Genomic DNA, 24,278 nt, shown 5'->3' with positions numbered 1-24,278 from the left:
AGGTTTCTGTGCTAATTTAAATCTTTTGGAAAAAACCTGATATCCCATTGATATAACGATGGTGCTCGTCATAATTGCACGAATAACGTAATGACAAGAAAGAAACGTCGATTTGATGCTCCGGTCGCCGCGGAGCCAGCAGCCGACACGGCGGCAAAACCACGCTACCAAGATCCGTTCCAGCAAAAGGTCGGGCGATCGATCGAAGAGGCCGGCAAGCTTTTGGAGGGCAAAGGGCGAAACATCCTGTATGGACTCGCCGCGATCGTTGTGTTGGCCCTGATCGTCGGGATCGTCATGACTTGGAGCGGTCGTTCGAACGCCCAAGCTCAAACGGCCCTCGGCAAGGCGATCGTTACCTCACAATCTGCTGTGACCGATCAGGCTCCGCCGGCAGGTTCGACCGAAAGAACCTTTAAGACCCAACGAGAACGAGCAGAGGCCGCGATCGCCGAGTTTGAAATGGTGCGTAACACTTACGGCGGCTCTGTTGGAGAGAAGGCGAAGTATTTCATCGCGGTAAACAGACTTACGCTCGATAGGCAAGCCGGGATCGCCGAACTCGAGGCCCTCGCGAAGACTGGCGGTGAAGTCGGCAGCCTCTCGAAGTTCGCACTTGCCCAGGCTAAGGCGACAGACGGTGTATTTGATCAGGCTGCATCGCTATACCAGGAATTGGCTGCCTCAAGCGATCCGATCGTTGCAAAGGAAACCATTAATTTTGAGTTAGCGAAGATATACGAGAAACAGGGGAAGAAAGCTGAGGCGGTGACCGCCCTATTTGATCTTGTTAAGGCAGCGACCGAGGCTAAGGACCTTGATGGCAAGGCTGTGCCTTTATCGTCGACGGCTCAGAACGCAAAGACAAAGCTGCAAGAGCTTGATGCGGAAAAGGCAAAGGAGTTGCCAGAACCTCCGCCTGCTGCCGGTTCACCATTCGGTCTTTAAGACCAGAATTCCAGATCCGAACACGTAAATTCACTTTTCCGTTACTTTTGACCTCGGTTAAGCGTAAAATATAGACGCAGGCCGGGGTCAAGCTTTGGAAACCATCGAGCAACAAAATATTCTGCGAACTGAGCATATCGGTCCACGTTCAACAAAGCGGCGTTTGACGAACCCTATCAGGGTCAGGGTCTCGCCGGGAAGTTATATCGCGGCCGTATTTTTTCTGTCATTTGTCTCGGCTTTCTTGTTTTATCTCGACAACGTTCTCGTTGCCTCGGTCGGTTTGACCGTCGCTTGGGTGATCCTACCGCTGCTTTGGTTCTTTGACCGGATCTCATTCGATGGACGCCGGCTTTTCAGAACAGGCCTGCTCCCCGTACTTTGGGCTCGCGCAAATAGTTCGCGGACGAATATCAAGCTCGCGGACGTCGAACAGGTCGACTCTCAGGCTCTTCGTACCTTCAGACGGAGCGGCAGTGTCGTTTATCGTTACAAGACGACCTTCCGCGGCATGTCGGTGGCATTTTCGGTCTCGTCGGGCGGCATGTACCGGCAGTTGATCCGAGCCGTATTGCCTATGTTGAACGAGGACGTTCTGGATCATCGTTCACTCGAGCTCAGGGAGTATCTGTGTGACCCGAACGAGGTCAGGCTCCGTGCCAATCGTTCGAAGATCCCGTCGGCCGAGGTTCTTGAAGGGTCTCTGAACGATTTCAGGAAAAAGAAACGTCAGGGAGCCGTCGATGCCTTGATCGCGAATGCCGGCGAGAAGCCGAAAGCGGACGAGCTGCGCCGACTCGGCAATGAGCTTCGTGTTTCGGGTGCGTTGCTGCGATCGGCCGAGGCATTTCGGCGTGCCTTGATCTATTCACCTAACGACTCGCGTTTGCTTTTCGAATTTGCACATTGCCTTCAGTCCCTGGCCGGCGCCGAACGCGATCACCGGATCGAACGACGGGCGATCGCGATGGTGCGGTTGGCCGAGCGTCGCGCTGCCAACGACGAAGAGCTCTTGGGCCGGATCGGTGAGTTTTATTTCCAGATCGGCGATTGGGATCGTGCGGCTTCGGTCTTCAAACGGGCCGTCGATGCGATGGGAAGAAATTTTCGGGCATTCCGGGGTCTGGCCGAGATCGCGCTCCGCGAAGGTAAGATCGCACACGTGATCCACAATTTCGCATCGGCTAATGCCCTTGCCCGATCGACCGCACTTCGTCGTTGGACAAGGGTCGAGGTCGAGTATTTTTCGCGATTGCATGATGACGACGAATACATGGAGCTCGAGATCAGTCGAGTAAACCTGCTCGATTCGCTTGATCGTGCCAAAAAAACGTCACTTCGAATCGGTATCGCCGGAATTCCGATGATCATCTTGGGTGTCGCGGTCGAGGATGTGCTTATCGCCAATATTGGCTGGGCGGTCTCGATGGTCGCATGCTTTTTTTGGCTTGTGATCGGCATCGGACGCAGGATGCTGGAAAGCAGGATACCGTTCGACATGATCGAGGACGGAGATTCGCGAAACAACTAGAAAAAGAAGGCATGCGTCCGAAAGGTGTTCCGGAGTACATGCCTTCACGATTGCGAAGTATAGCCGGCCGACGGGGCTTTAATTCCCGCCGGTCGCTTTATTCGATTTCGCTTTATCTGCCGGTCGTGCCGACTTCGCCGGTTTTTTCGGCGTCGAAGCCTTTAATACCTTAGGAGCTACTTTTTTTTTGACCGTCTCGGCCGGATTCAGCATAGCCGACCAGCGGTATTCGGGTGCCTCAAAGCCGCTCTCGAGTTTATTGAGAATAAACTCGGACATGTTGTCGACGATCCAATTGTGATTGTATTCGCCCACCGAAGCAAGTTCTGCATCCGGGGCCGGATTCATGAAATCGATGGCGTACGGAATGCCATCCTTTATCGCAAACTCCACCGTGTTCAGATCGTAACCCAGAGCCTTACAGATCGTGATCACGTCCCTTTCAACGCGTTGATGGAGTTCGGGGGTAAGGTAGTTCTCGATATTGACGTACTGCATTCCCGAAAGATAAGGCTTCGACGGGTCGTAGGGCATTATCAGCACCTTTTCCTGACCGACGCAATAGCAACGGACAAAATGATCATATTCGATGCCTTCCTGCAGCGTCATGCAGAGCGTCCCGGACTGGTTGTATTCGCTCCATAGTTCTTCGAGCGAGTGGATCTTCGAGACGTTCTTCCAACCGCCGCCGTCGAATGGCTTTAAGAATGCAGGGAAGCCGACATAGTTGATGATCGATTCCCAGTCGATCGGAAATTCCAGGTTGCGAAGGGATTCACTTGTAATGTCCTTGATATAGGCGTGCTGCGGCAAAAGCACGGTCTTGGGGATAGCGACGCCGATCTTTGAGGCTAGTGAAAAATTGAAGAACTTGTCGTCCGCCGACCACCAGAACGGATTGTTTATGACGTACGTGCCTTCGAGCGCCATTCGCTTTAGCATCGCTCTGTAATAAGGCACCTCGTGTGAGATGCGGTCGATGATCACGTCGTATTTCTTTTCCTGATCCATTCGGATCCCGCCAACGACGACCATTTCGGCGACGACTTCGCCGTTGCCTTTCTCGTTAATGCTTTTGATTATCGATTCGGGAAACGTCACTTCGCGTCCCGCTAAAATTCCAACTCGTTTCATATTCTTGTATTTCCTATTTAGATGTAATCAAAATGAACAAATCACCAATGAATGAAATCGATTATTGTATAAAAAAACGCATTTATCGGCAAGACAGCTACGCATACGTCGGTTTGGTCGAACGGGCGCAAACAAAGAAAAAACGCAGCAGATGCTGCGTTTTCGTGAACTTTGTTCGATCGTGAATTTGCTCAGTTACTGATTCGTACCCGGCAGCAGCTCGTAATTTCCCATCTCGCGATTGTAGGAATCAAGAGCGCCGACCGAATCGGCCGTGGCATCGAGCATTTGTTTCGTCATAGCGATCGAGTCAGACAACTGCTCAAAATCAAGCAGCGAGAATTTCTCGGGCGTTGACATCGTTACGATCTCATCATTCAGATAACTAAAGAAGTTCTCTATCGACTGCAATTGGCCTTCGACCAATTTAACGCTGCGTTCGATCTCATCAAACGAGGCGATCCGGCGCTTTAAGATCTCAACATTAGTTTGTTGAATACGCTTCGTTTTTTCGTCGTCAGCGCTTTCGGCCGCCCGATATGCCTGTGAAAGCTGATTGTGGACAGCCTGTCGGTTGATCGATTTCAAATGTTGTTTGCGACGACGATAAACGTCGAGAAGATCGACGAAATCCTCCCAGCGCTGATCGAGCGTAATAAGATTCGACGGTAGCTGACCGGCTCCAGTAAATTTCTTGTAATTATCTTGGATCTTTTCCTTCAGCCAACGCAGGTACTCGACGGCTTCGCGTTCGCGGGGCGTAAACGTTTTTATCAGTTTTTCGCGATTGGACCGGCTCAACTCGAAAAGCCGTTTCTTTTCGCGCATCTGCACCATTTGGCGATAAAAGGGAAGATTCGGCAAGACAAGTATATAAGCGATCTCGGCGATCAGTGCGACAAGAAGCGGGATCACGCTTCCGGTGTAGGCAGCGGCGACAGCAAACCCGGCCAGCCCCCAAAAATTGAGCGGTTCCTTAACCGCTTCTTTGGCGTAACTGGTGTTGAATTTCTCTAGATTCTGCTGGTACTTAGCCAGGTCTGCCATAAACTACTGAGATGCGTGAACATTCACGCGCGTTCGTATGATCTTATTGGTTAGAAGACTTGACCTCGGTTTCGATGACCTGTTCGAGTAATTCTTCCTCTCCGACCTCAGATCCGGCTGCGATCTGTTTGCTTTCCTTACCGGTCCCGGAACCAAGCAATCCCATCTGAGATTTGTATTCGAGCAATTTATCCTGAAGCTGAATATCCATTGCTTCGCGCTCGATATCGGCCATTTGAGAATCGACCGATGCGGATCCAAGCTGGAGTTTGGCTTCCGCCGCAGCAACGCGACGGTCGATCTTCTCGCGCATCTCGTTGAAAGTCGAAGCGTCGTCGCCGATGTTAAAAGTGTCCATCGTTTGAGCCAGCTGTTCTTGCAGTTTTGCCTGCTTGGCAGCCGATATCAGCTGCATCGCCTCAGCGGTGCGCTTCTTCATGTTCAAGACGTAATTGTCGCGGGCTTTGAGCGCTTGCTTTGAAGCGAGCGACGCATGCTCGAGCTGTGCGCCCGTTCGTTCGAGATCGAGCTGAGCCTGCTGCAATTGGCCGATGTAAGCGGTCGCAATATCGTCGCGTCCCATCTTTACCGAAGCCTTGATCTTCGAATCAAGATCGATAACTTGTTTTTCGAGATTCTCAGCATTCTTGATCAGGAGACGCTCCGTTGCCATGACCTGAGCAACCGAATTGTTGAGTTCAGGAACTCGGTCTCGCATGTCGCGGATCGTCTGCTGCAAAACCAACTCGGGATTCTCGATCTTATCCAGCGCCGCACCGGTACTCGCCCGAAACACTCGTGTTATCCTTGCCCACAATCCCATTTCTATCTGCCAGCTCCTAAAAAGTTGTTATTACAGCATTTCCGCCAACATCTCTACGACGGTAAATTGCTCAAAGTTGCATTTTCCCGAATAAGTATAACAGGAAATCGATTTTAGGGAAGAGGATAACCGACTTAAGCCCCGGCAGAAGATCGACGGTTGGTGCTAGCCAGGCTTTGCGTAGAAATTACCGTTATCGAATTGCTGGGAGAACGGTTAATATTTAGTCGCCGACAGAGCTTTCGCCCAGACGATGGTACAACCGTTTCCGGCGTCACAATTTCTAAAGGATTGCAAGAACTCATGTTCGCGTCCGTTCCCTGATATACAACTTGTCGGCCTCGGCGACCGAACATCGCAATAGGCCGGCAGCGAAACTCTTCGAACTGGAACTTGAACGAAATGAAAAAACTAACAGCGTGGACATTATTTCTGGCGATCTACTTAAGCTTCATCGGTCCTGTCGCCGTATCGGCTCAGGCGGTTGGAAAAGCGAGGGATATTAAAATGGCGGAAGTTGAGCAAGGCCTCAAATTCACGTTGAGCAACGGAGTTGAGGGAGCGGAAACGCGGGAAGTGAAGCCGTCCGCTGTCACCGATCCGATAAGCGAATCCGAGGCAGGCAAACTGTTGGGGCGCCTCCCGGAGATCAAATCCGATCCAGACGATCAGGCAGAGTTTGCAAAAAGACTTGGCACCTTGCCCGCACCAAAGACCGGCGAAAAGATCCCTGTCAAGTTTCCGGCTACCGAAAGTCAGGCTCCGTCTCAGTACGGCGATGCGAAAAAGGCACTTTCGGTCATCAGGTTCTCGCCCGAAGGCGAAATACCTTTGGCTCCGGATCTCAGCGTAACATTTTCGCATCCGATGGTTGCCGTGACATCGCAAGAGGAAGCGGCGAAATACGCACCGGTCGAGATGACGCCGCAGGTTGACGGACGCTGGCGTTGGCTCGGGACCAGAACACTAATGTTCGATACGGACAAGCGTTTTCCGATGGCGACGAAATTTACAGCGAGAGTGCCGGCCGGCACCAAGTCAGCAACGGGGCAGACGCTCGCAAAGGACTTCTCTTGGACCTTCACGACCCCGCCGCCTAAGGCGATACAGATGATACCGAGCGGCCAAACGACTCGTCGCGACGCGGTGATGTTCGTTGCTTTTGACCAGGCGATCGACCCTGCAGCCGTTCTGCGTTCGATCATTGTGACCGGTGGCGGCAAAAGGCTGCCTATCAGGCTTGCGACAAAGGAGGAGGTCGAGGCAAGCGTCGGATATTACGCCAATATCAATCTGGAAGGGCGTTGGCTCGCATTTCGTGCCGTCAACGAAAACGGATCGGTCGAAGATGCTCTGCCTGGCGCATCTCCTATCAACGTTACGATCCAAAAGGGCACGCCTTCAGCCGAAGGGCCTTTGACGACGGCGGCCGATCAATCGTTCGGGTTTCAAACCTATGGGCCAATGAAGTTCGTCGAGGCTCTTTGCGGATGGCGTCGAAATCAGAACTGTTCGCCCTTCGAGCAATTCTCACTGCAGTTCTCGAATTCGATCGATGCATCAAAATTCAAGAAAGAGATGGTGACGATCGAACCGGCGATCGAGGGAGTGAATATTTACCCTTCAGGAAACTACATCTATATCCAGGGAGTAAAGAAGGGGCGTACGACGTACAAGGTCACGGTCGACGGTTCGCTCGGCGATATATACGGACAGCGATTGGGCCAGCCGGCAACAGCATCGATCAAAGTCGGGTCCGCCGAGGCGACGATGTATGCTCAGGGCGGCTTCATGACCGTTCTCGACCCAACCGCGATCCCGTCGTTTTCGATCTATTCTACGAATCACGCAAATGTTCGAGTCAGGATCCACAATGTAAAGCCCGAGGATTGGCACGCCTACCAACAGTACGTTCGATATCTTAATTACGACGATGGCAGACGGCCGGTGATGCCTGGGACCGTGTTCTCGGACAAAGTTATGCCGATCAAGAATGTGTCTGACGAACTAGTCGAGACACGCATCGATCTCGCACGTGCGCTGAACGGCGGTTTTGGCAACCTGATCCTCGATATCGAGCCAACGATCAAACGCGATAAATATGACCGGACACGGATCGTCACATGGATCCAATCTACCCAGATCGGGCTCGATGCATTCGTTGACAATGCAGAGTTGGTCGGTTTCGCAACGGAACTCAGGACGGGCAAACCGCTCACGGGTGTCGAACTATCGATCTATCCGAATGACAGCATGGTCAGCAGCGGTATGACGACCACCGGCGAGGCAGAAAACCGCGGCGGCGGATCGTTTTTTGGCTCGATCTGGAAGTGGTTCTCGAACTGGGGCGGACCCGATCCGGCCGAGATAGTATCCGTCAACGAGGATGGGACGTTCGCTGAATTAGAGACTATCGAGCCGACACAAACAAGGCTGACAGGCGTTAATGGCATCCTCAGGCTGCCCCTCTCTGATCAGCCTTCGCAAAAAGGCCAGAACCTTTTGATCGCCCGTCGCGGCAAGGACATCGCGTTTCTGCCCGAGAACACGGACTATTATTGGCAGGATTACGGCAGTTGGTATAAGAAGCCTGAATCCGACAGTTACCGATGGTTTGTCTTTGACGATCGCAGGATGTACAAGCCGAAGGAGGAAGTCGCGGTTAAAGGCTACGTCCGTCTACAGACCGCCGGCAAACTTGGCGACATTCAGGGGCTTGGCGGTAGGGAATTGAAATACGCTTGGTCGGCAAAAGATCCACGAAACAATGAAGTTGCAAAGGGTACGGTCACACTTAATGTATTCGGAGCCTTTGATCTTAAATTCTCGCTTCCGGACAACGTAAATCTCGGTTACGGCCGAATTGATTTTAGCGATTCGCCCGGAGGACCGGTGGCAAACTCGCATCAATTTCAGATACAGGAATTTCGGCGGCCCGAATTCGAGGTCTCGGCCAAGGTCGATAGCGAAGCACCGCATTTTGTGGGCGGAAAAGCGGACCTTTCGGTCGAGGCGAAATACTATGCGGGCGGGGGCCTGGCAAACGCTGAGACCAACTGGACCGTGACCGCGACGCCGACAAGTTATACGCCGCCGAACCGCGATGATTACGTTTTCGGTACGTGGGTGCCGTGGTGGCGCGGATACGATTATTTTGGCGGGCGTCCAGGTGCTCCGGGAACGACCCAGTATTTCAAGGGGGTTACCGATGCTGCCGGCAAACATTTACTCAAGATCGATTTCGAATCGGTCAAGCCCCCGCGACCCTATGCCATAAACGCTTCGGCTTCGGTTCAGGACGTCAACCGCCAGACGTGGGCGGGGCAAACATCGCTTCTTGTTCATCCGGCAGATCTCTATGTCGGTATCAAGACACCTCGGACCTTCGTCCAAAAGGGCGAAAAGATAGTTGTCGAATCGATCGTTACTGACCTCGATGGCATCCTCAAACCGGGACGTGATATCGAGATCAAGGCGTTGCTCAAAGACTGGCGATTCGAAGCCGGATCTTGGAAAGAGGTCACTGTGGACGAACAGATCTGCTCGGTAAAATCGGCAGATAAAGCCGCCCGTTGCGACTTTGTGGCAAAAAACGGCGGAAGGTATTTGGTGTCCGCCCTCGTTATGGACGATCGGGAACGATTCAACGAAAGCGAATTTACGGTTTGGGTTCCCGGCGGAAAGACGCCGCCAAATCGCAGCGTTGAACAGGAACAAGTTCAGATCATCCCCAGCAAGAAGGACTATCAGCCGGGCGATGTTGCGGAACTGCTTGTTATCGCTCCATTCACCCCTGCAGAGGGAGTTCTTACTCTTCGCCGAGATGGAATTGTCAAGACCGAGAGGTTTTCGATGAAGGATTCGTCGATAACACTGAGAATACCGATCGAAGAAAGTTACCTGCCGAACATCCATGCCCAGGTCGATATCGTCGGAACCGCTCCGCGGCAGAACGACAAGGGCGAGGTCGATCCGAAACTCGCAGATCGTCCAGCGTTTGCAAGCGGCAACATCGACCTTTCGATCTCGACCGCCTCGCGCAAATTGACGGTTTCAGCCGAACCGCGCGACTCGACTCTCGCTCCGGGCGGCGAGACCAAGATCACGATAGACGTCAGAGATCATCGAGGTGAACCGGTCGCAAACAGCGAGGTCGCGGTCGTGGTTGTCGACGAGAGCGTGCTCGCACTTTCGCGATACACCGTGGCAGACCCGATGTCAGTTTTCTATACGTCGCGCGGTATGGGCACGCAGGATTATCATTCCCGCAAAGACATTATCCTGGGCAATCCGGAAGACGTAAAGAAGCAGCCGCCGCCTCCGCCCGCAAGCCTCCCGATAAGCGGAAGACAGACGATGGAGCTTGCGGCAGCACCGAGCGCTGCCGGTGCGGCAAAGATGAAATCTGAGGCGAGGGCCGACCGTGCCAACGAGATGTCGAAAGACGGTGCGAGGGACGAGGCTGACGATCAGGCTCAAGCTCAGGCACCGATCGAACTGCGGCAGAACTTCAACGCTCTGGCTGTATTTGCGCCTTCTGTCCGGACGGATTCAAACGGCCGTGCGACCGTCGATATTAAGCTGCCTGACAACCTTACGCGTTATCGGATTACCGCGGTTTCAGTCGATACCGGCAAGCGATTTGGCAAGACCGAATCTAACATAACGGCCAAAAAGCCGCTGATGGTTAGGCCATCCGCACCGAGATTCATGAATTTTGGCGACAAGATCGAACTGCCGGTCGTCGTACAGAACCAGACGGATCAGGACATGGCAGTTGACGTGGCGATCAGGGCAACTAACGCGCAGCTAACCGGTGCCTCGACGGATGCAGGGACCCAAAACGTCGGAAAGCGCGTACTTGTCAGGGCTAACGGACGAGAAGAGGTCCGCTTTCCGGTCTCGACGATAAAGGCCGGTACTGCCCGGTTCCAGATCGCCGTTAACTCGGGCGGAAACAGTGATGCGGCGGAGATCTCGCTCCCGGTTTGGACGCCGGCAACAACCGAGGCATTCGCGACATACGGAACAACCGATGCAAATGGAGCTGTTTTCCAACCTGTGCAAACACCGGGAGATGTTTTTCCCCAGTTTGGCGGTCTCGAAGTAACGACCAGCTCTACACAACTTCAAGAACTTACAGACGCGTATATCTATCTTGCGAATTATCCTTACGAATGTTCCGAGCAGATCTCGTCGCGGATGATCTCGACCGCCGCGCTTCGCGACGTTTTGAACGCGTTCAAAGCAAAGGACATGCCGACAGCCGCTCAACTCGAGGCAAAGTTCGCACGCGACATCCAGATCCTGCAGTCGCGTCAACGAAACGACGGGAGCTTTGGCCTATGGAAACGGGAAAGGGAACGTTATGAGTATCCTTTCCTTACGATCCATGTCGCGCACGCTCTCGCATTGGCTAAGGCAAAGGGCTATAAAGTGCCCGACGAAATGATCAATAAGGTAAAGCCTTATCTATCGAATATCGAAAGCCACTTAAAGGATCAATGGTATATATCGTCGCCGCAGGTTCGTTGGACGATCTCGGCCTATGCGCTGTACATCCGGAACATGATGGGCGACAAGGACGCGGGAAAGGCGAAAAAACTACTTTCCGAAGCGACGATCGAAAAGATGCCTTTTGAGGCACTCGGTTGGGTACTTTCCGTCCTTGCTGACGATAAGAATTCGGCTGCTGAGGTCGATGCTATTACCCGGTTCCTTATGAACCGAACTACCGAGACCGCGGCAGCTGCAAACTTCGTGACGAATTATGGCGATGGCGGGTGGTTGATCATGTACTCAAATCGCCGTGCTGACGGCGTTTTGTTGGAAGCGATGGTGAAGATCCGCGAAAAAGCCAATGCTGCCGGGATACCACAGCCAGCCGTCGAGGATCTGATTCCAAAACTCGTTCGCGGACTGCTTGCACATCGGAAGAAAGGGCATTGGGGTTCGACCCAAGAGAATGTGTTCATTCTTTTGGCGTTGGACAAGTATTTCAATGCGTTTGAGAAGGTGACGCCGGACTTTGTGACAAAGGTCTGGCTCGGGAACACCTACGCCGGCGAACAAGCATTCAAAGGACGGTCGGTCGATTCGAATCAGTTGAACATCCCGATGTCTTATTTGGTCGGTCAGGGCGGAAGCTCGAACCTGATCCTCGATAGACAAGGTGCTGGTCGCCTTTACTATCGGATAGGCATGCAGTATGCGCCAAAGAATCTGAAGCTCGAACCGGCCGATTACGGATTTACGGTTCTGCGCAAATACGAAGCGGTCGATTCCGCAGACGATGTTAAGCAAAATCCGGATGGCTCTTGGACGGTCAGGTCCGGTGCTCGTGTCCGTGTGAGGCTAACGATGATCGCACAGTCCCGGCGTTACCACGTTGCTTTGGTCGATAACCTGCCCGCGGGGCTCGAGATCCTGAATCCGGGTCTCGCGACCACAGAAGCATTACCGCCCGACACTGGAGGCGGCAACACAGGCGTCGCTGAGATCGGAAGCCGTTCGCTCGGCCGGAACTACTATTGGTGGAGGGCAAACTGGTTCGAACACCAGAACTTCCGCGACGAGCGTGCCGAGGCGTTCAGTTCGCTCCTTTGGGAAGGTGTCTACAACTATACTTACGTGACACGTGCGACGACACCTGGTCAATTCGTCGTGCCGCCCGCAAAGGCCGAGGAAATGTATGCACCAGAGACGTTCGGGCGATCTGGTACCGACTTCTTGAGGGTCGAATAGAAAGCCACCCAAATATCAGACGGTAAGACTTCCGTGGTTCGGTGAAAGGTTCCGAACCGCGGACGTCTTTAAGCGATCGCCTTCAAACCGAACAAGCACATTAGATCCTTGACGCTCAATAACCTGCATTCATCGATACCTTTTTGCCGAGGTGCTTTGCCAGGAATTCGGCATTCTTATCGGTCGGGCTGCCGTTGTAATCAGGTGCGTCCTTCAGAAAACCGTCCTGTCCTTTATGCATCGAGTTATCCATATTCGATTTGATATGGGCCGCCTCGTGATAACACGCTCCTGACAATTCCTTTGGACTTCCGTCATACATTCGATCGAAATATACCTCACAGATCTTCAGGTTAAGGTCAGTTAGACCGAGAAGGTTTCCGTTCGAATGCGCAATGCTGACGTCACCGCCTTTTGCCGCGATAATACTCTTTCCTACGCTCTTCACCATATAGACGATGACGTCTGTTTCGGCCAGCGTTGGCGTAGTATTCTCGTCGACCAGAACGGCATCAGAGCCCGTAAACGCCGGGTTCTTTTCGACAACCTTCGGCAGATAGGTCTTCAGTAACGTTATGGCCTTTTCGGCGGCCTCTTTTGAACCACTCTTGCGTTTCAGGTACAAAGTGAAGGTACTCATCTGCAATAATCCTCCGGACAATTCAGAAATCTTTGACGATCGGAATGCGCTGGATTGTATTTTTGAATATCGGAGTGTGTCAACCAATTTCTTGAACGAGACAAATCCCCCGAACGCCTATCCGATCCACCGCAAACAAAACCAAGCCCGCGATCTAACCGGCGTCTTGCCAGCTGGATTTGCAGCGCGAATAGCGTCGACCAAAAAAAGCCTGAGATAATGTATCTATGTTAGTATCTCGAAAACGGACGGGTTATCCGTGTACGTATTCACCGAAAGTTGTTCAATGAGCCGATCGCCGGTTCACTGAACTCAACCTTGTCGCGAAATGGATCCAAAATACGAAATGGCAAAGAGATCTTCATTGCGGGTCGTCGAGTATTTGCGGCTCGAGGCCTCGGCGATCGAACGCGCGGCGGAACAGATCAACAGCGATTCGGTCGAGCGGGTCGTTGATCTGATCGTGAATTGCCGAGGTAAGATCGTCATCCTCGGTGTTGGCAAATCGGGCGTCATTGGACAAAAGATCGCTCAAACGATGACTTCGACCGGCACGGTCGCGGTCTTTATTCATCCCTCCGACGCATTGCACGGCAGCCTGGGAATGATCCGGGAAGACGATGTCGTGATAGCGCTTAGCAATTCGGGCGAGACCGATGAACTTCTCGCGATCGTGCCGTCGCTGAAGCTTCGCGGTGTCGCGATCATCTCGATCGTTGGCAGTTTGGATTCGTCGCTCGCAAAATGCTCTGACGTCGTGCTCGACGCTTCGGTGGATCGTGAGGCCTGTCCGCTGAATCTCGCCCCGACGACATCGACCACGGTCGCACTTGCTATCGGCGACGCTCTTGCAATGACCGTAATGGAAGCAAAAGGCCAGACGGCTGAGGATTTTGCGGCAAATCACCCGGCGGGCCGGCTCGGCAAGCGGTTAACCTTAAAGGTTGCCGATCTCATGCATCCAAGCCCAAACATACTACTCGAGACTGGTTGGCTTGCAGTCGTTAAGGCCATTTCCGATGCCTCGCTCGGTGCGGTAAATGTAGTTAGCAAGGACGGCCAGCTTCTCGGTATCGTGACCGATGGCGACCTTCGCCGTACGATCGAGAAAACCAAAACGGAAATGCTCTCGTCGCTTTCAGCCGAACAGATGATGACCAGTTCACCGATTTGCACAAGTCCCGATGCTCTAGCCTTTGACGCTCTCAGGCTAATGGAAGATCGGCCGTCGCAGATCTCGGTGCTGCCGGTGGTCGACGGTAGCGGGGAGTGCATCGGTATGCTAAGGCTTCATGATCTTGTCCGGGCTGGGATCTGAAGCTCTACCGACAACCAACGAATCTTCTGAAACGAACATCCAAATTAATTGATCGAACAAAATATGAAAGTACGACTTGTTCCATCCCTTTTGATCCTCGCCCTGTTGTTTGTTTCAGCCGCTAACGCTCAACGCACCGAAATTTCGATCGGTCTGAGCGAACAATTTTTCGACACCGTTGTCGATGCGTTGTTCCAGAACGGCGAACCGCCGGAATTTTCGATCGCGGGTTCGAAGCGAAGGGTCGACGAGTTCATCCCCGACGATCAGAGGACATCAATTTCGATCACATATCCAAGTTCGTTCTTTCCGCAAGAATCTGCGTCGGCCTGCAAAGAGTCGATAAGGCTAAGCCGCGAACTCAACGGGATACGAACTGCAGTTAGGTTTCGCGAAGGTAAGATATACGCCCCGCTCGCTTTCAGGGGTTCGTACAATCCACCGTTTGTCGGCTGCGTCGATTTCTCGGGCTGGGCTGAAACGAATATCGAACTGCGTTTCGATCAGGAATCGCAGCGGTTGGTCGCAGACGCAAAGGTCTTGAATGTGATCCTCAGCGGCACCGGTGGCGTCGGAAGCGGTTTGATCGCCCGTATGGTACAAAACGCCATTGATCGCAAGATCAACCCGATCGAGGTGATCCGGATGGACAAGGTGTCGTTCATCGTCCCGATACAAAACTCCGGCAACCTCAAGATGAAAGCTGTTGGCGTCAGGAATGAGATCCAGAACGGCAGTCTGCTGATCCATATCGCCTACGAGTTTTCCAGGTTGTAGTTCTGCGACCTAAGAGTTGACCCTACAATATAAATAATCGACGAAATCGTGGCGAATATCACGATTTGGTGTCGATATCCGCTTTCAAGCCCCAAACATAGAGTAAAACATGGTCTTTTCCGATTGGTACGCGATTTGCGGCGTAGCATCCTTGGAGTGTCGAAAGCCTCGGCATATCGATCGGAAGTTGGGGAAAAAAATGAGAAAGAATTTAATAAGTCCAATTGGTCTCGCGGTGCTCGCTAGCGTTGTGTTTCTTGCGTTTGCGGCCTCAGACGTAGATGCCCAGCGTCGAAACATACAGGGAACCGCGACCAAGGAAGAACAGGTGCGCAGCGAGGAAAAGGTAAAGGAACGCCCGGCTCGAGTCGAGCGAAACCGTTCTGAAACGAACACACAGCAAAAACAGGTCGAACAGCGGTCGCGTCAGGAACAGCAGCAGGTGTGGAGGCAGCAGCAGAGTACGCAGCAAAAGGCTCAACAAGAGCAGCGCCAACGCCAGCAACAGGTCGAACAGCGCTCGCGGCAGGAACAGCAACCTGTATGGCGGCAACAGCAGAACACCCAGCAAAAAGCTCAGCAGGAACAGCGCCAACGTCAGCAGCAGCAACAGGTCGAACAGCGCTCGCGGCAGGAACAGCAACCTGTATGGCGGCAACAGCAGAACACCCAGCAAAAAGCTCAGCAGGAACAGCGTCAACGTCAGCAACAGGTTGAGCAGCGGCCACGTCAGGAACAGCAGCAGCAAGTTTGGCGTCAGCAGCAGAGAAACCAGGAGAAGCTGGGGCAGGAGCAGCAACGCGTATTTCGCCAGCAGCAAGGTGAACAGACCAAGGCACAGCAGCAACGGGCCGAGGAGGCTCAGCGGCGGCCGGCACAACAGCGCCCGACCTGGAACAATGACGCCCGGAACCGTAATTCCAACGGTCGGTATCAGCAGTACGACCGCGATCAGCAGCGTCAGCTTCAGCAGCAGCGTTGGAATCAATACAACAACCGGTGGCAAAACTGGCAGTCGATCCAGGATCGGCGACAGCGTCAACTGCAGCAACAGAGGCGGCTGGCATACCTACGCTACCAGCAGCGATATTGGGAACAGATCAGACGTGATCAGTTGAGGCTACAGCAGGCACGCTATTACGACAACCTTATCTACGATTACCGATACACGCGTGGCGGCAGTTACTACTACACCAGTCAATACGGCGCGCAGATGATCGAGGATGCGGTCAATCGTGGTTACGAAGAGGGTTATTATGCCGGACGCTCTGATCGCGAGGACGGATGGCAGTTCAGCCCGCAGAATTCTTACGGTTATCAGGATGCCTCTTTCGGGTACGACAGCTATTACATCGGCCTTGACGAGTATAATTATTACTTCAGACAAGGCTTTCAACGAGGTTATGAAGATGGCTATTACAGCCAGAATCAATACGGTTACTACGATAACGGTCGTTACAACATCCTCGGAGCGATAATCGGTGCGATCGTTGAGATCGTCCGGTTCTAAAGCTGCCTGATCCATCTATCGACCCCGTTCGGGCAAAGTCTCGGGCGGGGTCATTTTTTTTTGTCGGCGTGTTTCGGTCATTGGATTAAAGTGACTGTTAACGTGCAAGTCACGCGTTTCTCTACTATCCTGAAGGTAATGAATCCGCCCTTGGTAGCAATAATCGGGAGGCCGAACGTCGGAAAATCGACTCTTTTCAATCGGTTGACCGGTTCGCGAAAATCGATCGTCGGCGACGAACCGGGCATCACACGCGATCGGATATACGGGGATGTCGAATGGAAATCGAAAACGTTCGAACTCGTCGACACTGGAGGGATCGTCCCCGACGATGATGCGGTGATTCCTGCAAATATCTTCAAACAGGCAGGCTTCGCTATCGATAAGGCCCAGGCAATAGTTTGGGTGGTCGATGCACGTGCAGGCATAACGCCGCTTGATGAAGAGATCTCGGTATTTCTTCGAAATATCGGAAAGCCCGTCTTTATCGCGGCGAACAAATGCGAATCGCGAAAGGTCGAAGAAGAAGCCGCCGAGTTCTACGGCTTTGGCTTTGACGTGACTCCGCTTTCAGCCGAGCACGGCACCTCGATCGGTGATCTGCTTGACGACCTGTTCGATGTCCTTGAATTTGAGGATGAAGCTGAAACAGAGGTGTCCGACGAGATCAAACTCGCCATTATCGGCCGGCCGAATGTTGGCAAATCGTCGCTTCTGAACAAGATACTTGGCGAAGAGCGTACAATCGTGTCGCCGATCGCCGGAACGACCCGCGATGCCATCGACACCCATTTTGCCCTCGACGGGCAGAAATTTCTGCTTATCGACACGGCCGGAATTCGGCGAAAAGGGAAGACGACTGAAATGGCCGAGAAGCTCTCGGTGATAATGGCAAAAAAGGCACTTGAGCGGGCCGATGTTGCGGTTTTGGTTATCGACGCTGTCGAAGGTGTGACGCACCTAGACGCGAACATCGCCGGCTATGCGGTCGATTCAGGGTGTTCGGTCATTATCGCCGTTAATAAATGGGACGCGGTCGAGGAAAAAGAGACGAATACGATCTACGAATTTGAGCGCAGCCTGCGGCGTCAGATGAAGTTTCTCGACTGGGCTCCGATGGTCGCTATCTCGGCGCTTTCCGGACAACGGGTCACCAGAGTCTTGCCGCTTGTGGTCAAAGCGAATGAAGCACGGAACCTGAGGATTCCGACGTCGCAGCTGAACAAGTTTTTCGAAGACAGTATCGCCCAACCCCGCGGCGGAACCGCACCTGCACCGGTTAAGGGCGGTGTCTCGCGTTTAAAGGTGCAATACATTACGCAGGGCGGCCTCCGTCCTCCGCTTTTCGTGCTCTTTACCTCAGGAGGCAATAAGGCGGGTTTGCACTTCTCGTATCTGAGGTACATCGAGAATCAGTTACGAGGTGCTTTTGAGTTTTTCGCCACGCCGATAAGAATTAAGGAGCGTCATAAAACAAAGAAAAAATAGCTAATGGAAACCGTTCTACTTCTGATCCGGATCTTTCTTTTCGGCGTCTTCGCACTCGCGGGGATCGGGAAATTAATGGATCCGGCTGGGTCGCGGAAAGCGGTCACGGAATTTGGCGTTCCGTCGAGCTTTGTGCCGTTCGCCGCGTTAGCATTGCCGATCGTCGAGCTTCTTATTGCCGCACTGTTCCTGTTCAATGCGACTTCCTGGTTTGCCGCGATCGTCGGCCTGCTCCTCCTGCTTATATTTATTGGCGGAATGATCCATATGCTTGCAAGGGGAAAGGCTCCCGATTGTCATTGCTTTGGTCAGATCCACAGTGAGCCCGTTGGGCGGAGCAGTATCATCCGCAGCGTTGGATTTGCCGCACTCGCATTGGTCCTTGCGATACAGGGGAGCGGTGGTCAGGGGCTCGCGTTGGCAGAGTCGCCAGCAGAGTCGATCCAAACCCTTCTCATCGTCACATGCCTAATGCTTTCTGTGACCCTGCTTTTCTTCGTAAAGAAACTCTCGGACCAGTTTGCACAGTTTTCCGGTCGGCTCGAATCGATCGGTTCGTTTGAGGGCGGATCTCCGGCCGTTCGCGAGAATGCAGGGGACCCGGCAGACGGCCTTCCGATCGGTGCTCCTTTCCCTGACTTCGAGTTACCGTCGGCGTCCGGTAAGGCGGTCCGCTTCGAACATCTGCTTTCGCGAGCGCGCCCTTTGATGCTGATATTCGTCAGCCCGGAATGCGGACCGTGTCGAGCTCTGTTTCCGGAGATACAGGAATGGTGCTCGGAGTTCGCTGAAAAAATGGACATCTTTTTGATAAGCAGCGGCGAGCCAGATGAAAATCTTTCGAAATTTGCCGGATTCGAAGGCGACCGACTGCTGTTGCAGCAAAAGCGCGAACTTGCCGAGTTAGTTCACGCGCGATGGACGCCGACCGCTATCGTTGTCGGCACGGATGGTTCGATCGCAAGCCACCCAGCGGCTGGCGACCGAGCCATTCGGGAGCTTGCAGAGCGCATCAAGGCCTCCGATCTATCTCGGCCGTTCACGTTCTTTGCGAATCCCGCAATAAGACGCGCTATCAAGATCGGCTCACGTATACCGAAGTTCGAACTAACGGACATCAACGGACGCCAATGGACCGAAAATGATCTGATCGGTGAACCGGCATTGGTCATCGCATGGAGCCTCGCATGTCCGCACTGCGTTGAGATGGCCGACGAGATAAAAAAATGGGAATCCGAACGATTGGACGGTGGGCGACGGATCGTTATTCTTGCTGACGGCGACGCGGATGAATTCAGGTCCTATGGCTTCCAGTCACCGGTAATTATCGATGTCCGTCATATCAAGGCCATCAACTTCGGACTGTTCGGAACACCGTCTGCGGTCCTGGTCAATGCCGAGGGGGTCGTTACGACCGAAGCGGGTATCGGTTCGCCGAACATACGGGCACTCTTGGGCAAATAACGGACGGCAGCGAGTTCAGAATGGGCGCGATCGATTGGAGAGTGACAGCAAAGGACGGTGAGGCGCGATCAGGCTTACTGTCTACCAGGCGATCGTTGATCGAAACCCCGGTCTTCATGCCTGTCGGTACACAGGGCTCGATAAAAGGCGTTAGGTTCGAATGGCTCGAGAAAGAGATGGATGCTCAGATAATCCTCGGGAACACGTACCATCTCTTTCTACGGCCCGGACCCGACCTGATACGCGAGCTTGGAGGCCTCCACCGGTTCACCAGTTGGCCGCGGTCCTTTCTCACGGATTCAGGAGGTTTTCAGGTCTTTTCGTTGACCGATCTTCGAAAGCTCACAGAGGATGGCGTTGAGTTTCGTTCTCATATCGACGGCAGCAAACGGTTTCTTTCACCCGAGATATCGATGGAGATCCAGGCGGCCCTCGGTTCCGAGATCGTAATGGCCTTCGACGAATGTCCGCCTGGTGACGCCGGGTACGAAGCCACAAAAAAAAGTCTCGAGTTAACAATACGATGGGCGCAGAGATCAAAAAGCAGGTTCGACCGGCTGCAAGCCGAAGGTGCCGACAAAGGATATTTGGATCCGAACTCGCATTCAGAAAAGTTATCGGGCGAACAGGCACTCTTCGGAATAATTCAGGGCGCCGGCCATTTCGACCTTCGGGACAAGAGTCTTGAACAAACTGTTGAGATCGGTTTTGACGGGTACGCGATCGGCGGCTTGAGCGTTGGCGAAGAGAAATCGGTTATGTACGGCATACTGCAGCACCTGGCTCCGAAAATGCCGCAAGACGCACCTCGATACCTGATGGGCGTCGGCACGCCGGAGGATCTGATCGAGGCGGTGTCTCGGGGGGTCGATATGTTCGACTGCGTGATGCCAACGCGAAACGGGCGGACGGGCAGCGTTTTTACGTCGCGCGGGAAACTCAATATTCGTAATGCAAGGTTCGCGGCGGACACTTCGCCGCTCGATGACGATTGCAATTGCTCGGTTTGCCGGAGATATTCGCGGGCGTACCTTCGGCACCTTTACCAGGCTGGCGAAATGACGGCTGCAACCTTGATCTCACATCACAATTTGGCGTTCTACCTTGACACGATGCGTCGCGTTCGGCAATCTATCAAATCCGGCGAGTTCTCGCGATTCAAAAAGGATTTCCTGACCAGGTTGAGCGAAGGTGAATCGGGGTGACGTTTGATTACCGCTCGCGGAACGTATATTATTAACCTTTTATTTTCTCGGTGTTGTAATAATGAATATTCTACTTGCTTATTTTCAGGACGGCGGCGGCAGTCTCGTTGGGATATTGCTGCCTTTCGTCTTTATTTTCGGAATCTTTTATTTTCTGGTCATACTTCCTCAAAAGCGTCAGAAACAGCAGCTGCAGGAAATGATCGCCGGCTTGAAGATTAACGACGAGGTCGTAACGAACGGCGGTGTTATAGGGAAGATAAAGGAGATCAAGGAAAACAGTTTCATTATCAACAGCGCGGACAAATCGTTCATTGAGATAGGCAAAAGCGCTGTCGTAGGAAAAAGAGCGGAATAACGATCTTCAGGCCTGAGTTCATTACACAGACGCATCTCCGGGATAGCGATGTGTTTCAAAGGCCGATGTTTCACTAATGAAAAACAAGAGTTTGGCAATCAGGACGGCGTTGATCATAGCAATAACGCTGATCGGCATTTACTTTGTCTTCGGTCCTCGTCGAACCCCGACGGGCCAGGACTTTACCTGGCAGGGGATAAAAACAAATCTCGAAGAGAACATCAATCTCGGGCTCGACCTAAAAGGCGGCTCGCATCTGGTGATGCGCGTAAGGACTGACGAGTATCTCAAGACGCTGACCGAGAACAACGCTCAGGCGGCTCTCACGGCGGCTCAGGACGCCAAGCTTCCAGTCTCGGGCAATTCCACCGTCACGCAGGGCTCAACTTACTCATTCACTCTTCAATTGACCGACGAGGCCCAGGCTGCCGCAGTAGCGGAAGAGGTCAAGAAAAAGGTCGATCTTTTCAATTGGACCGAAGATGCGAGCGGAAACTCGATCACCTGGTCGTTACCATCAAATGTTCAGACCGTGATGAAGAATCAGGCGGTCGAGCAGGCACTGAAGATCATCGAGAGTCGAATCAATGCGTTTGGCGTGAAGGAACCGACATTGCAGCGTCATGGTGCCGAATCGTCAGCTCAGATATTGCTCCAAATGCCAGGCGTTGATGACCCCGAACGCGTTAAGTCGTTGATCGGTGCGGAATCAAATTTGATGTTGATGAAGATCGTCAGCCCGCCAAGCCCATCTCCGGTGCAGACGTTCCCGTCGGAAGAAGCTGCCCGACAGTCGCTTGGCGGAGCGGTTCCGCCGACCCGTCGCATAATGCCGTACGCCGAACGCGACGAGACGGCCGCAACGCAGAGTCCGGCCGAAAGACCCAAGTCATTCGTGATCGTTGAATATCCGGCTGTCGTCGACGGCAGCGAATTGCGTGACGCCAATGCCGTATCGCGTACGGGCAACGATGGCGATTACCAGATCTCATTCTCGTTCAAGCCTGCCGGCGCACAGAAATTCGGCGAATGGACGGGCCGAAATATCAATAATTACATGGCGGTCGTCCTTAACGACGAGGTCAAGTCTGCCGCGTATATTCGCTCGCAGATCTTTGATCAGGGCGAGATCTCGGGACGTTTCACCAAAGCCACTGCAGACGATCTCGCATTAACGCTGAGGTCCGGTGCATTGCCGGCGAAGATCGAGTATCTCGAAGAGCGGACAGTCGGGCCGAGCCTCGGTGCCGATTCGATACGCTCGGGCGTGACTGCTTCGCTGGCAGGACTCGCATTCATTGTTGTGTTCATGCTTTTTTACTACCGTGCGTCAGGGATCAATTCTGTGATCGCCTTATCGCTGAACATGATCCTGACGGTCGCCGGTGTTGTGATCCTGGACTCAACGCTGACGTTGCCGGGCATTGCGGGATTTATTCTCGGTATCGGCATGGCCGTCGATTCGAACGTGCTTATCTTCGAACGAATGCGTGAGGAAATTAGGGCGGGGCAGCCGGTCGCAAAGGCCGTCTCGACGGGGTTTGACAGGGCCTTCGTCACTATCATCGACGCAAACGTGACGACGATAATCTCGGCCACGATACTTTACCTTTATGGTTCAGGGCCGATCAGGGGGTTTGCGGTAACTCTTATTCTTGCTTTGCTTATAAACCTCTTTACCTCGGTATTTGTATCGCGAACGATATTCATGTGGCTTCTCGAGCGAAATCCTGAGATGAAGCAGATAAGTATTTGATCTTGTGCTGGATGACCGCCGGATCGTGGTCTATGTATTCAGCGATATGTTGTAGAAAACAATGTTTCAATTCTTTACAGATCTCAATGTAGATTGGCTTGGCCTCCGAAAGCCTCTGGTCTTTCTATCGATCGCGGTCTTGCTGGCCGGGCTCGGTTCGGCAATGGTCCGGCAGTTCACGCCGGGCGGGACTGACGCGTTCAATCTCGGCGTTGACTTTCAGGGAGGGACCGTCATTACGGTCAAGTTCAAAGAGAAGCCGACTCCTGACGCGATCAGGTCGGCACTGAACAACGTCGGCATCGGTGAACCGATAATCCAAGATTCGACCGACAAGACCGACGAGGTGCTTATAAAGGTTCCCCTGGTCGAGGGCATCGCGTCTGGTGAAGGATCCGCGGCGGATGCTGTAACGACCGGAGCTTCTCAGGTCGAAAAAGGACGTGCCCTTGTGCGTTCAGCGTTGGATACATTTGGTAAAGAAGCCGAGCCGACTCTCGCGCTTGGTCAGGACGCCAATGCGGCGTACAAGATAGTGGGAACCGATTCGGTCGGCCCGGTCGCTGGATCTCAGCTTCGCGACGCCGCTGTGATCGCGACGCTTCTTGGCATGATCGGCATGCTTCTTTTCATCGCATTTCGGTACGACTGGACGTATGCGGCCGGAGCCGTCATTGCGGTTTTTCATGACGTGTTGGTAACGCTCGCGTTCTTTACACTTTTTCAATGGGAGGTCAGTCTTACGGTGCTTGCGGCATTACTGACCTTGGTCGGATTTTCGGTCAACGACTCGATCGTCATTTTCGACCGCATCCGCGAAAACGTAGCTTTGCACCGTAACGACTCGCTTTACTCGTTAACGAACAAGGCCATCAATCAAACGATGTCGCGTACCATTGTGACGAACGGCCTCTTCTTTTTGTCTGTGCTCGCTCTCGTGCTTTTCGGAGGTGAGGTGCTGCGGGGTTTCTCGTTGGCGCTTTTTGTGGGTTCTATAACCGGCACCTATTCGACGATAGCCATCGCGAGTCCGATCGCGATCTGGTGGCAGAGCAAGATCGGCAAAGCGGAAATGAAAGACGTCCAGTCCGCACCGACTACAGAAAAGCTCGCTTCGGCATCGCGGCGTTCGGTCACACGCAGGCCGGTAACACGATGACCATACCGGGCAATTCGGTTCATCGGCGAAGATCACGTTCTGCGGCGATCCGATGCTGAATGATATTTGCAAAAAGATAAGAATATCCGTTCAAAGTACTGCGATTATTCTTGACTTTCAGGTTTTTAGAAATTAGACTTCTTTACGTTGCTGGTCAATTAAATATTTCGTATCTGCTTTTATCCGTTTTGAGGCCCTTTCAAAATGGAGGTCGTAGAGCTTTTGTTTGGATTGCCGGCAGAGTTCCTTTTTGCCCCGCACTCGATGAACAATTGTTCATACGTTAAGAAGCCGACAGATCGAGAGCCCGGACCCGTTGTTGATGAGATGTACTACAACGTCGGGCCTGAGATACGTCATCGAACGAATTGCAGGG

At 53.1% G+C, this 24,278-nt stretch carries 17 protein-coding genes; 12 read left to right on the top strand and 5 right to left on the bottom strand.

The window, feature by feature from the left end; genetic code table 11:
* Positions 1 to 90 precede the first annotated feature (90 nt).
* Together IPM28_04640 and IPM28_04635 are read left to right on the top strand one after the other, a co-directional pair.
* Positions 91 to 948, top strand: a complete 858-nt coding sequence (locus IPM28_04640; GenBank protein MBK9172282.1) for a hypothetical protein — start codon at positions 91 to 93, stop codon at positions 946 to 948.
* Positions 949 to 1,111: 163 nt separating this feature from the next.
* Positions 1,112 to 2,479: a tetratricopeptide repeat protein gene (locus IPM28_04635; protein MBK9172281.1), complete on the top strand. Its 1,368-nt coding sequence runs from the start codon at positions 1,112 to 1,114 to the stop codon at positions 2,477 to 2,479.
* A 78-nt stretch (positions 2,480 to 2,557) separates the two neighbouring features.
* Here the strand turns inward: IPM28_04635 and IPM28_04630 are convergent, their stop codons facing one another.
* From IPM28_04630 to IPM28_04620, 3 genes are all read right to left on the bottom strand, one after another.
* Complete coding sequence (locus IPM28_04630) at positions 2,558 to 3,613, bottom strand: hypothetical protein (protein MBK9172280.1); 1,056 nt, start codon at positions 3,611 to 3,613, stop codon at positions 2,558 to 2,560.
* A gap of 195 nt (positions 3,614 to 3,808) precedes the next feature.
* Positions 3,809 to 4,660, bottom strand: a complete 852-nt coding sequence (locus tag IPM28_04625) for a hypothetical protein (GenBank protein MBK9172279.1) — start codon at positions 4,658 to 4,660, stop codon at positions 3,809 to 3,811.
* A 43-nt stretch (positions 4,661 to 4,703) separates the two neighbouring features.
* Positions 4,704 to 5,483, bottom strand: a complete 780-nt coding sequence (locus tag IPM28_04620; GenBank protein ID MBK9172278.1) for a PspA/IM30 family protein — start codon at positions 5,481 to 5,483, stop codon at positions 4,704 to 4,706.
* A 402-nt stretch (positions 5,484 to 5,885) separates the two neighbouring features.
* Between IPM28_04620 and IPM28_04615 the strand changes: the two genes are divergently transcribed.
* Positions 5,886 to 12,227, top strand: a complete 6,342-nt coding sequence (locus IPM28_04615; protein MBK9172277.1) for an Ig-like domain-containing protein — start codon at positions 5,886 to 5,888, stop codon at positions 12,225 to 12,227.
* A 115-nt stretch (positions 12,228 to 12,342) separates the two neighbouring features.
* Here IPM28_04615 and IPM28_04610 read toward each other — a convergent pair whose 3' ends face one another.
* The gene (locus tag IPM28_04610) at positions 12,343 to 12,867 is read right to left on the bottom strand and encodes a hypothetical protein (protein ID MBK9172276.1); all 525 of its coding nucleotides are present in this window, start codon (positions 12,865 to 12,867) and stop codon (positions 12,343 to 12,345) included.
* A 346-nt stretch (positions 12,868 to 13,213) separates the two neighbouring features.
* On the opposite strand from IPM28_04610, the gene IPM28_04605 reads away from it, so the two are divergent.
* Together IPM28_04605 and IPM28_04600 are read left to right on the top strand one after the other, a co-directional pair.
* Positions 13,214 to 14,185, top strand: coding sequence for a KpsF/GutQ family sugar-phosphate isomerase (locus IPM28_04605; GenBank protein MBK9172275.1), 972 nt, complete (start codon positions 13,214 to 13,216; stop codon positions 14,183 to 14,185).
* Positions 14,186 to 14,248: 63 nt separating this feature from the next.
* The gene (locus IPM28_04600) at positions 14,249 to 14,962 is read left to right on the top strand and encodes a hypothetical protein (protein MBK9172274.1); all 714 of its coding nucleotides are present in this window, start codon (positions 14,249 to 14,251) and stop codon (positions 14,960 to 14,962) included.
* 271 nt (positions 14,963 to 15,233) lie between these two features.
* On the opposite strand, the gene IPM28_04595 is transcribed toward IPM28_04600, so the two are convergent.
* A complete protein-coding gene (locus tag IPM28_04595; protein MBK9172273.1) occupies positions 15,234 to 16,013 on the bottom strand; it encodes a hypothetical protein in 780 nt (259 codons plus the stop codon).
* Between the two features lie 63 nt (positions 16,014 to 16,076).
* Between IPM28_04595 and IPM28_04590 the strand changes: the two genes are divergently transcribed.
* From IPM28_04590 to secF, 7 genes are all read left to right on the top strand, one after another.
* The gene (locus IPM28_04590; GenBank protein ID MBK9172272.1) at positions 16,077 to 16,472 is read left to right on the top strand and encodes a hypothetical protein; all 396 of its coding nucleotides are present in this window, start codon (positions 16,077 to 16,079) and stop codon (positions 16,470 to 16,472) included.
* A 138-nt stretch (positions 16,473 to 16,610) separates the two neighbouring features.
* Complete coding sequence (gene der, locus IPM28_04585) at positions 16,611 to 17,960, top strand: ribosome biogenesis GTPase Der (protein ID MBK9172271.1); 1,350 nt, start codon at positions 16,611 to 16,613, stop codon at positions 17,958 to 17,960.
* Positions 17,961 to 17,963: 3 nt separating this feature from the next.
* Positions 17,964 to 19,424 carry a redoxin domain-containing protein gene (locus IPM28_04580; protein MBK9172270.1) on the top strand — a complete coding sequence of 487 codons (1,461 nt, stop codon included), beginning with the start codon at positions 17,964 to 17,966 and terminating at the stop codon, positions 19,422 to 19,424.
* Between the two features lie 20 nt (positions 19,425 to 19,444).
* On the top strand, positions 19,445 to 20,629 hold the full coding sequence (gene tgt, locus IPM28_04575) for a tRNA guanosine(34) transglycosylase Tgt (protein MBK9172269.1): 1,185 nt from the start codon (positions 19,445 to 19,447) through the stop codon (positions 20,627 to 20,629).
* Between the two features lie 61 nt (positions 20,630 to 20,690).
* On the top strand, positions 20,691 to 20,987 hold the full coding sequence (gene yajC, locus IPM28_04570; protein ID MBK9172268.1) for a preprotein translocase subunit YajC: 297 nt from the start codon (positions 20,691 to 20,693) through the stop codon (positions 20,985 to 20,987).
* 76 nt (positions 20,988 to 21,063) lie between these two features.
* Entirely contained in the window at positions 21,064 to 22,743 is a 1,680-nt protein-coding gene (gene secD, locus IPM28_04565) for a protein translocase subunit SecD (protein ID MBK9172267.1), read from the top strand.
* Positions 22,744 to 22,804: 61 nt separating this feature from the next.
* Complete coding sequence (gene secF / locus IPM28_04560) at positions 22,805 to 23,902, top strand: protein translocase subunit SecF (protein ID MBK9172266.1); 1,098 nt, start codon at positions 22,805 to 22,807, stop codon at positions 23,900 to 23,902.
* Positions 23,903 to 24,278: the final 376 nt, after the last annotated feature.

The sequence above is a fragment of the Chloracidobacterium sp. genome (assembly GCA_016716305.1).
Classification (GTDB): Bacteria; Acidobacteriota; Blastocatellia; order Pyrinomonadales; family Pyrinomonadaceae; genus OLB17.
The sequence above is the reverse complement of the archived record's forward strand: the minus strand, read 5'-3'. Positions and strand labels throughout refer to the sequence as shown.

What these genes read in the sequence shown, in the direction of transcription:
- IPM28_04580 (MBK9172270.1), top strand. Translation starts at nt 17,964, where the DNA reads ATGGAAACCGTTCTACTTCTGATCCGGATCTTTCTTTTCGGCGTCTTC.
- IPM28_04620 (MBK9172278.1), bottom strand. Translation starts at nt 5,483, where the DNA reads ATGGGATTGTGGGCAAGGATAACACGAGTGTTTCGGGCGAGTACCGGT.
- secD (MBK9172267.1), top strand. Translation starts at nt 21,064, where the DNA reads ATGAAAAACAAGAGTTTGGCAATCAGGACGGCGTTGATCATAGCAATA.
- yajC (MBK9172268.1), top strand. Translation starts at nt 20,691, where the DNA reads ATGAATATTCTACTTGCTTATTTTCAGGACGGCGGCGGCAGTCTCGTT.
- IPM28_04640 (MBK9172282.1), top strand. Translation starts at nt 91, where the DNA reads ATGACAAGAAAGAAACGTCGATTTGATGCTCCGGTCGCCGCGGAGCCA.
- IPM28_04615 (MBK9172277.1), top strand. Translation starts at nt 5,886, where the DNA reads ATGAAAAAACTAACAGCGTGGACATTATTTCTGGCGATCTACTTAAGC.
- tgt (MBK9172269.1), top strand. Translation starts at nt 19,445, where the DNA reads ATGGGCGCGATCGATTGGAGAGTGACAGCAAAGGACGGTGAGGCGCGA.
- IPM28_04610 (MBK9172276.1), bottom strand. Translation starts at nt 12,867, where the DNA reads ATGAGTACCTTCACTTTGTACCTGAAACGCAAGAGTGGTTCAAAAGAG.
- der (MBK9172271.1), top strand. Translation starts at nt 16,611, where the DNA reads ATGAATCCGCCCTTGGTAGCAATAATCGGGAGGCCGAACGTCGGAAAA.
- secF (MBK9172266.1), top strand. Translation starts at nt 22,805, where the DNA reads ATGTTTCAATTCTTTACAGATCTCAATGTAGATTGGCTTGGCCTCCGA.
- IPM28_04630 (MBK9172280.1), bottom strand. Translation starts at nt 3,613, where the DNA reads ATGAAACGAGTTGGAATTTTAGCGGGACGCGAAGTGACGTTTCCCGAA.
- IPM28_04605 (MBK9172275.1), top strand. Translation starts at nt 13,214, where the DNA reads ATGGCAAAGAGATCTTCATTGCGGGTCGTCGAGTATTTGCGGCTCGAG.
- IPM28_04625 (MBK9172279.1), bottom strand. Translation starts at nt 4,660, where the DNA reads ATGGCAGACCTGGCTAAGTACCAGCAGAATCTAGAGAAATTCAACACC.
- IPM28_04600 (MBK9172274.1), top strand. Translation starts at nt 14,249, where the DNA reads ATGAAAGTACGACTTGTTCCATCCCTTTTGATCCTCGCCCTGTTGTTT.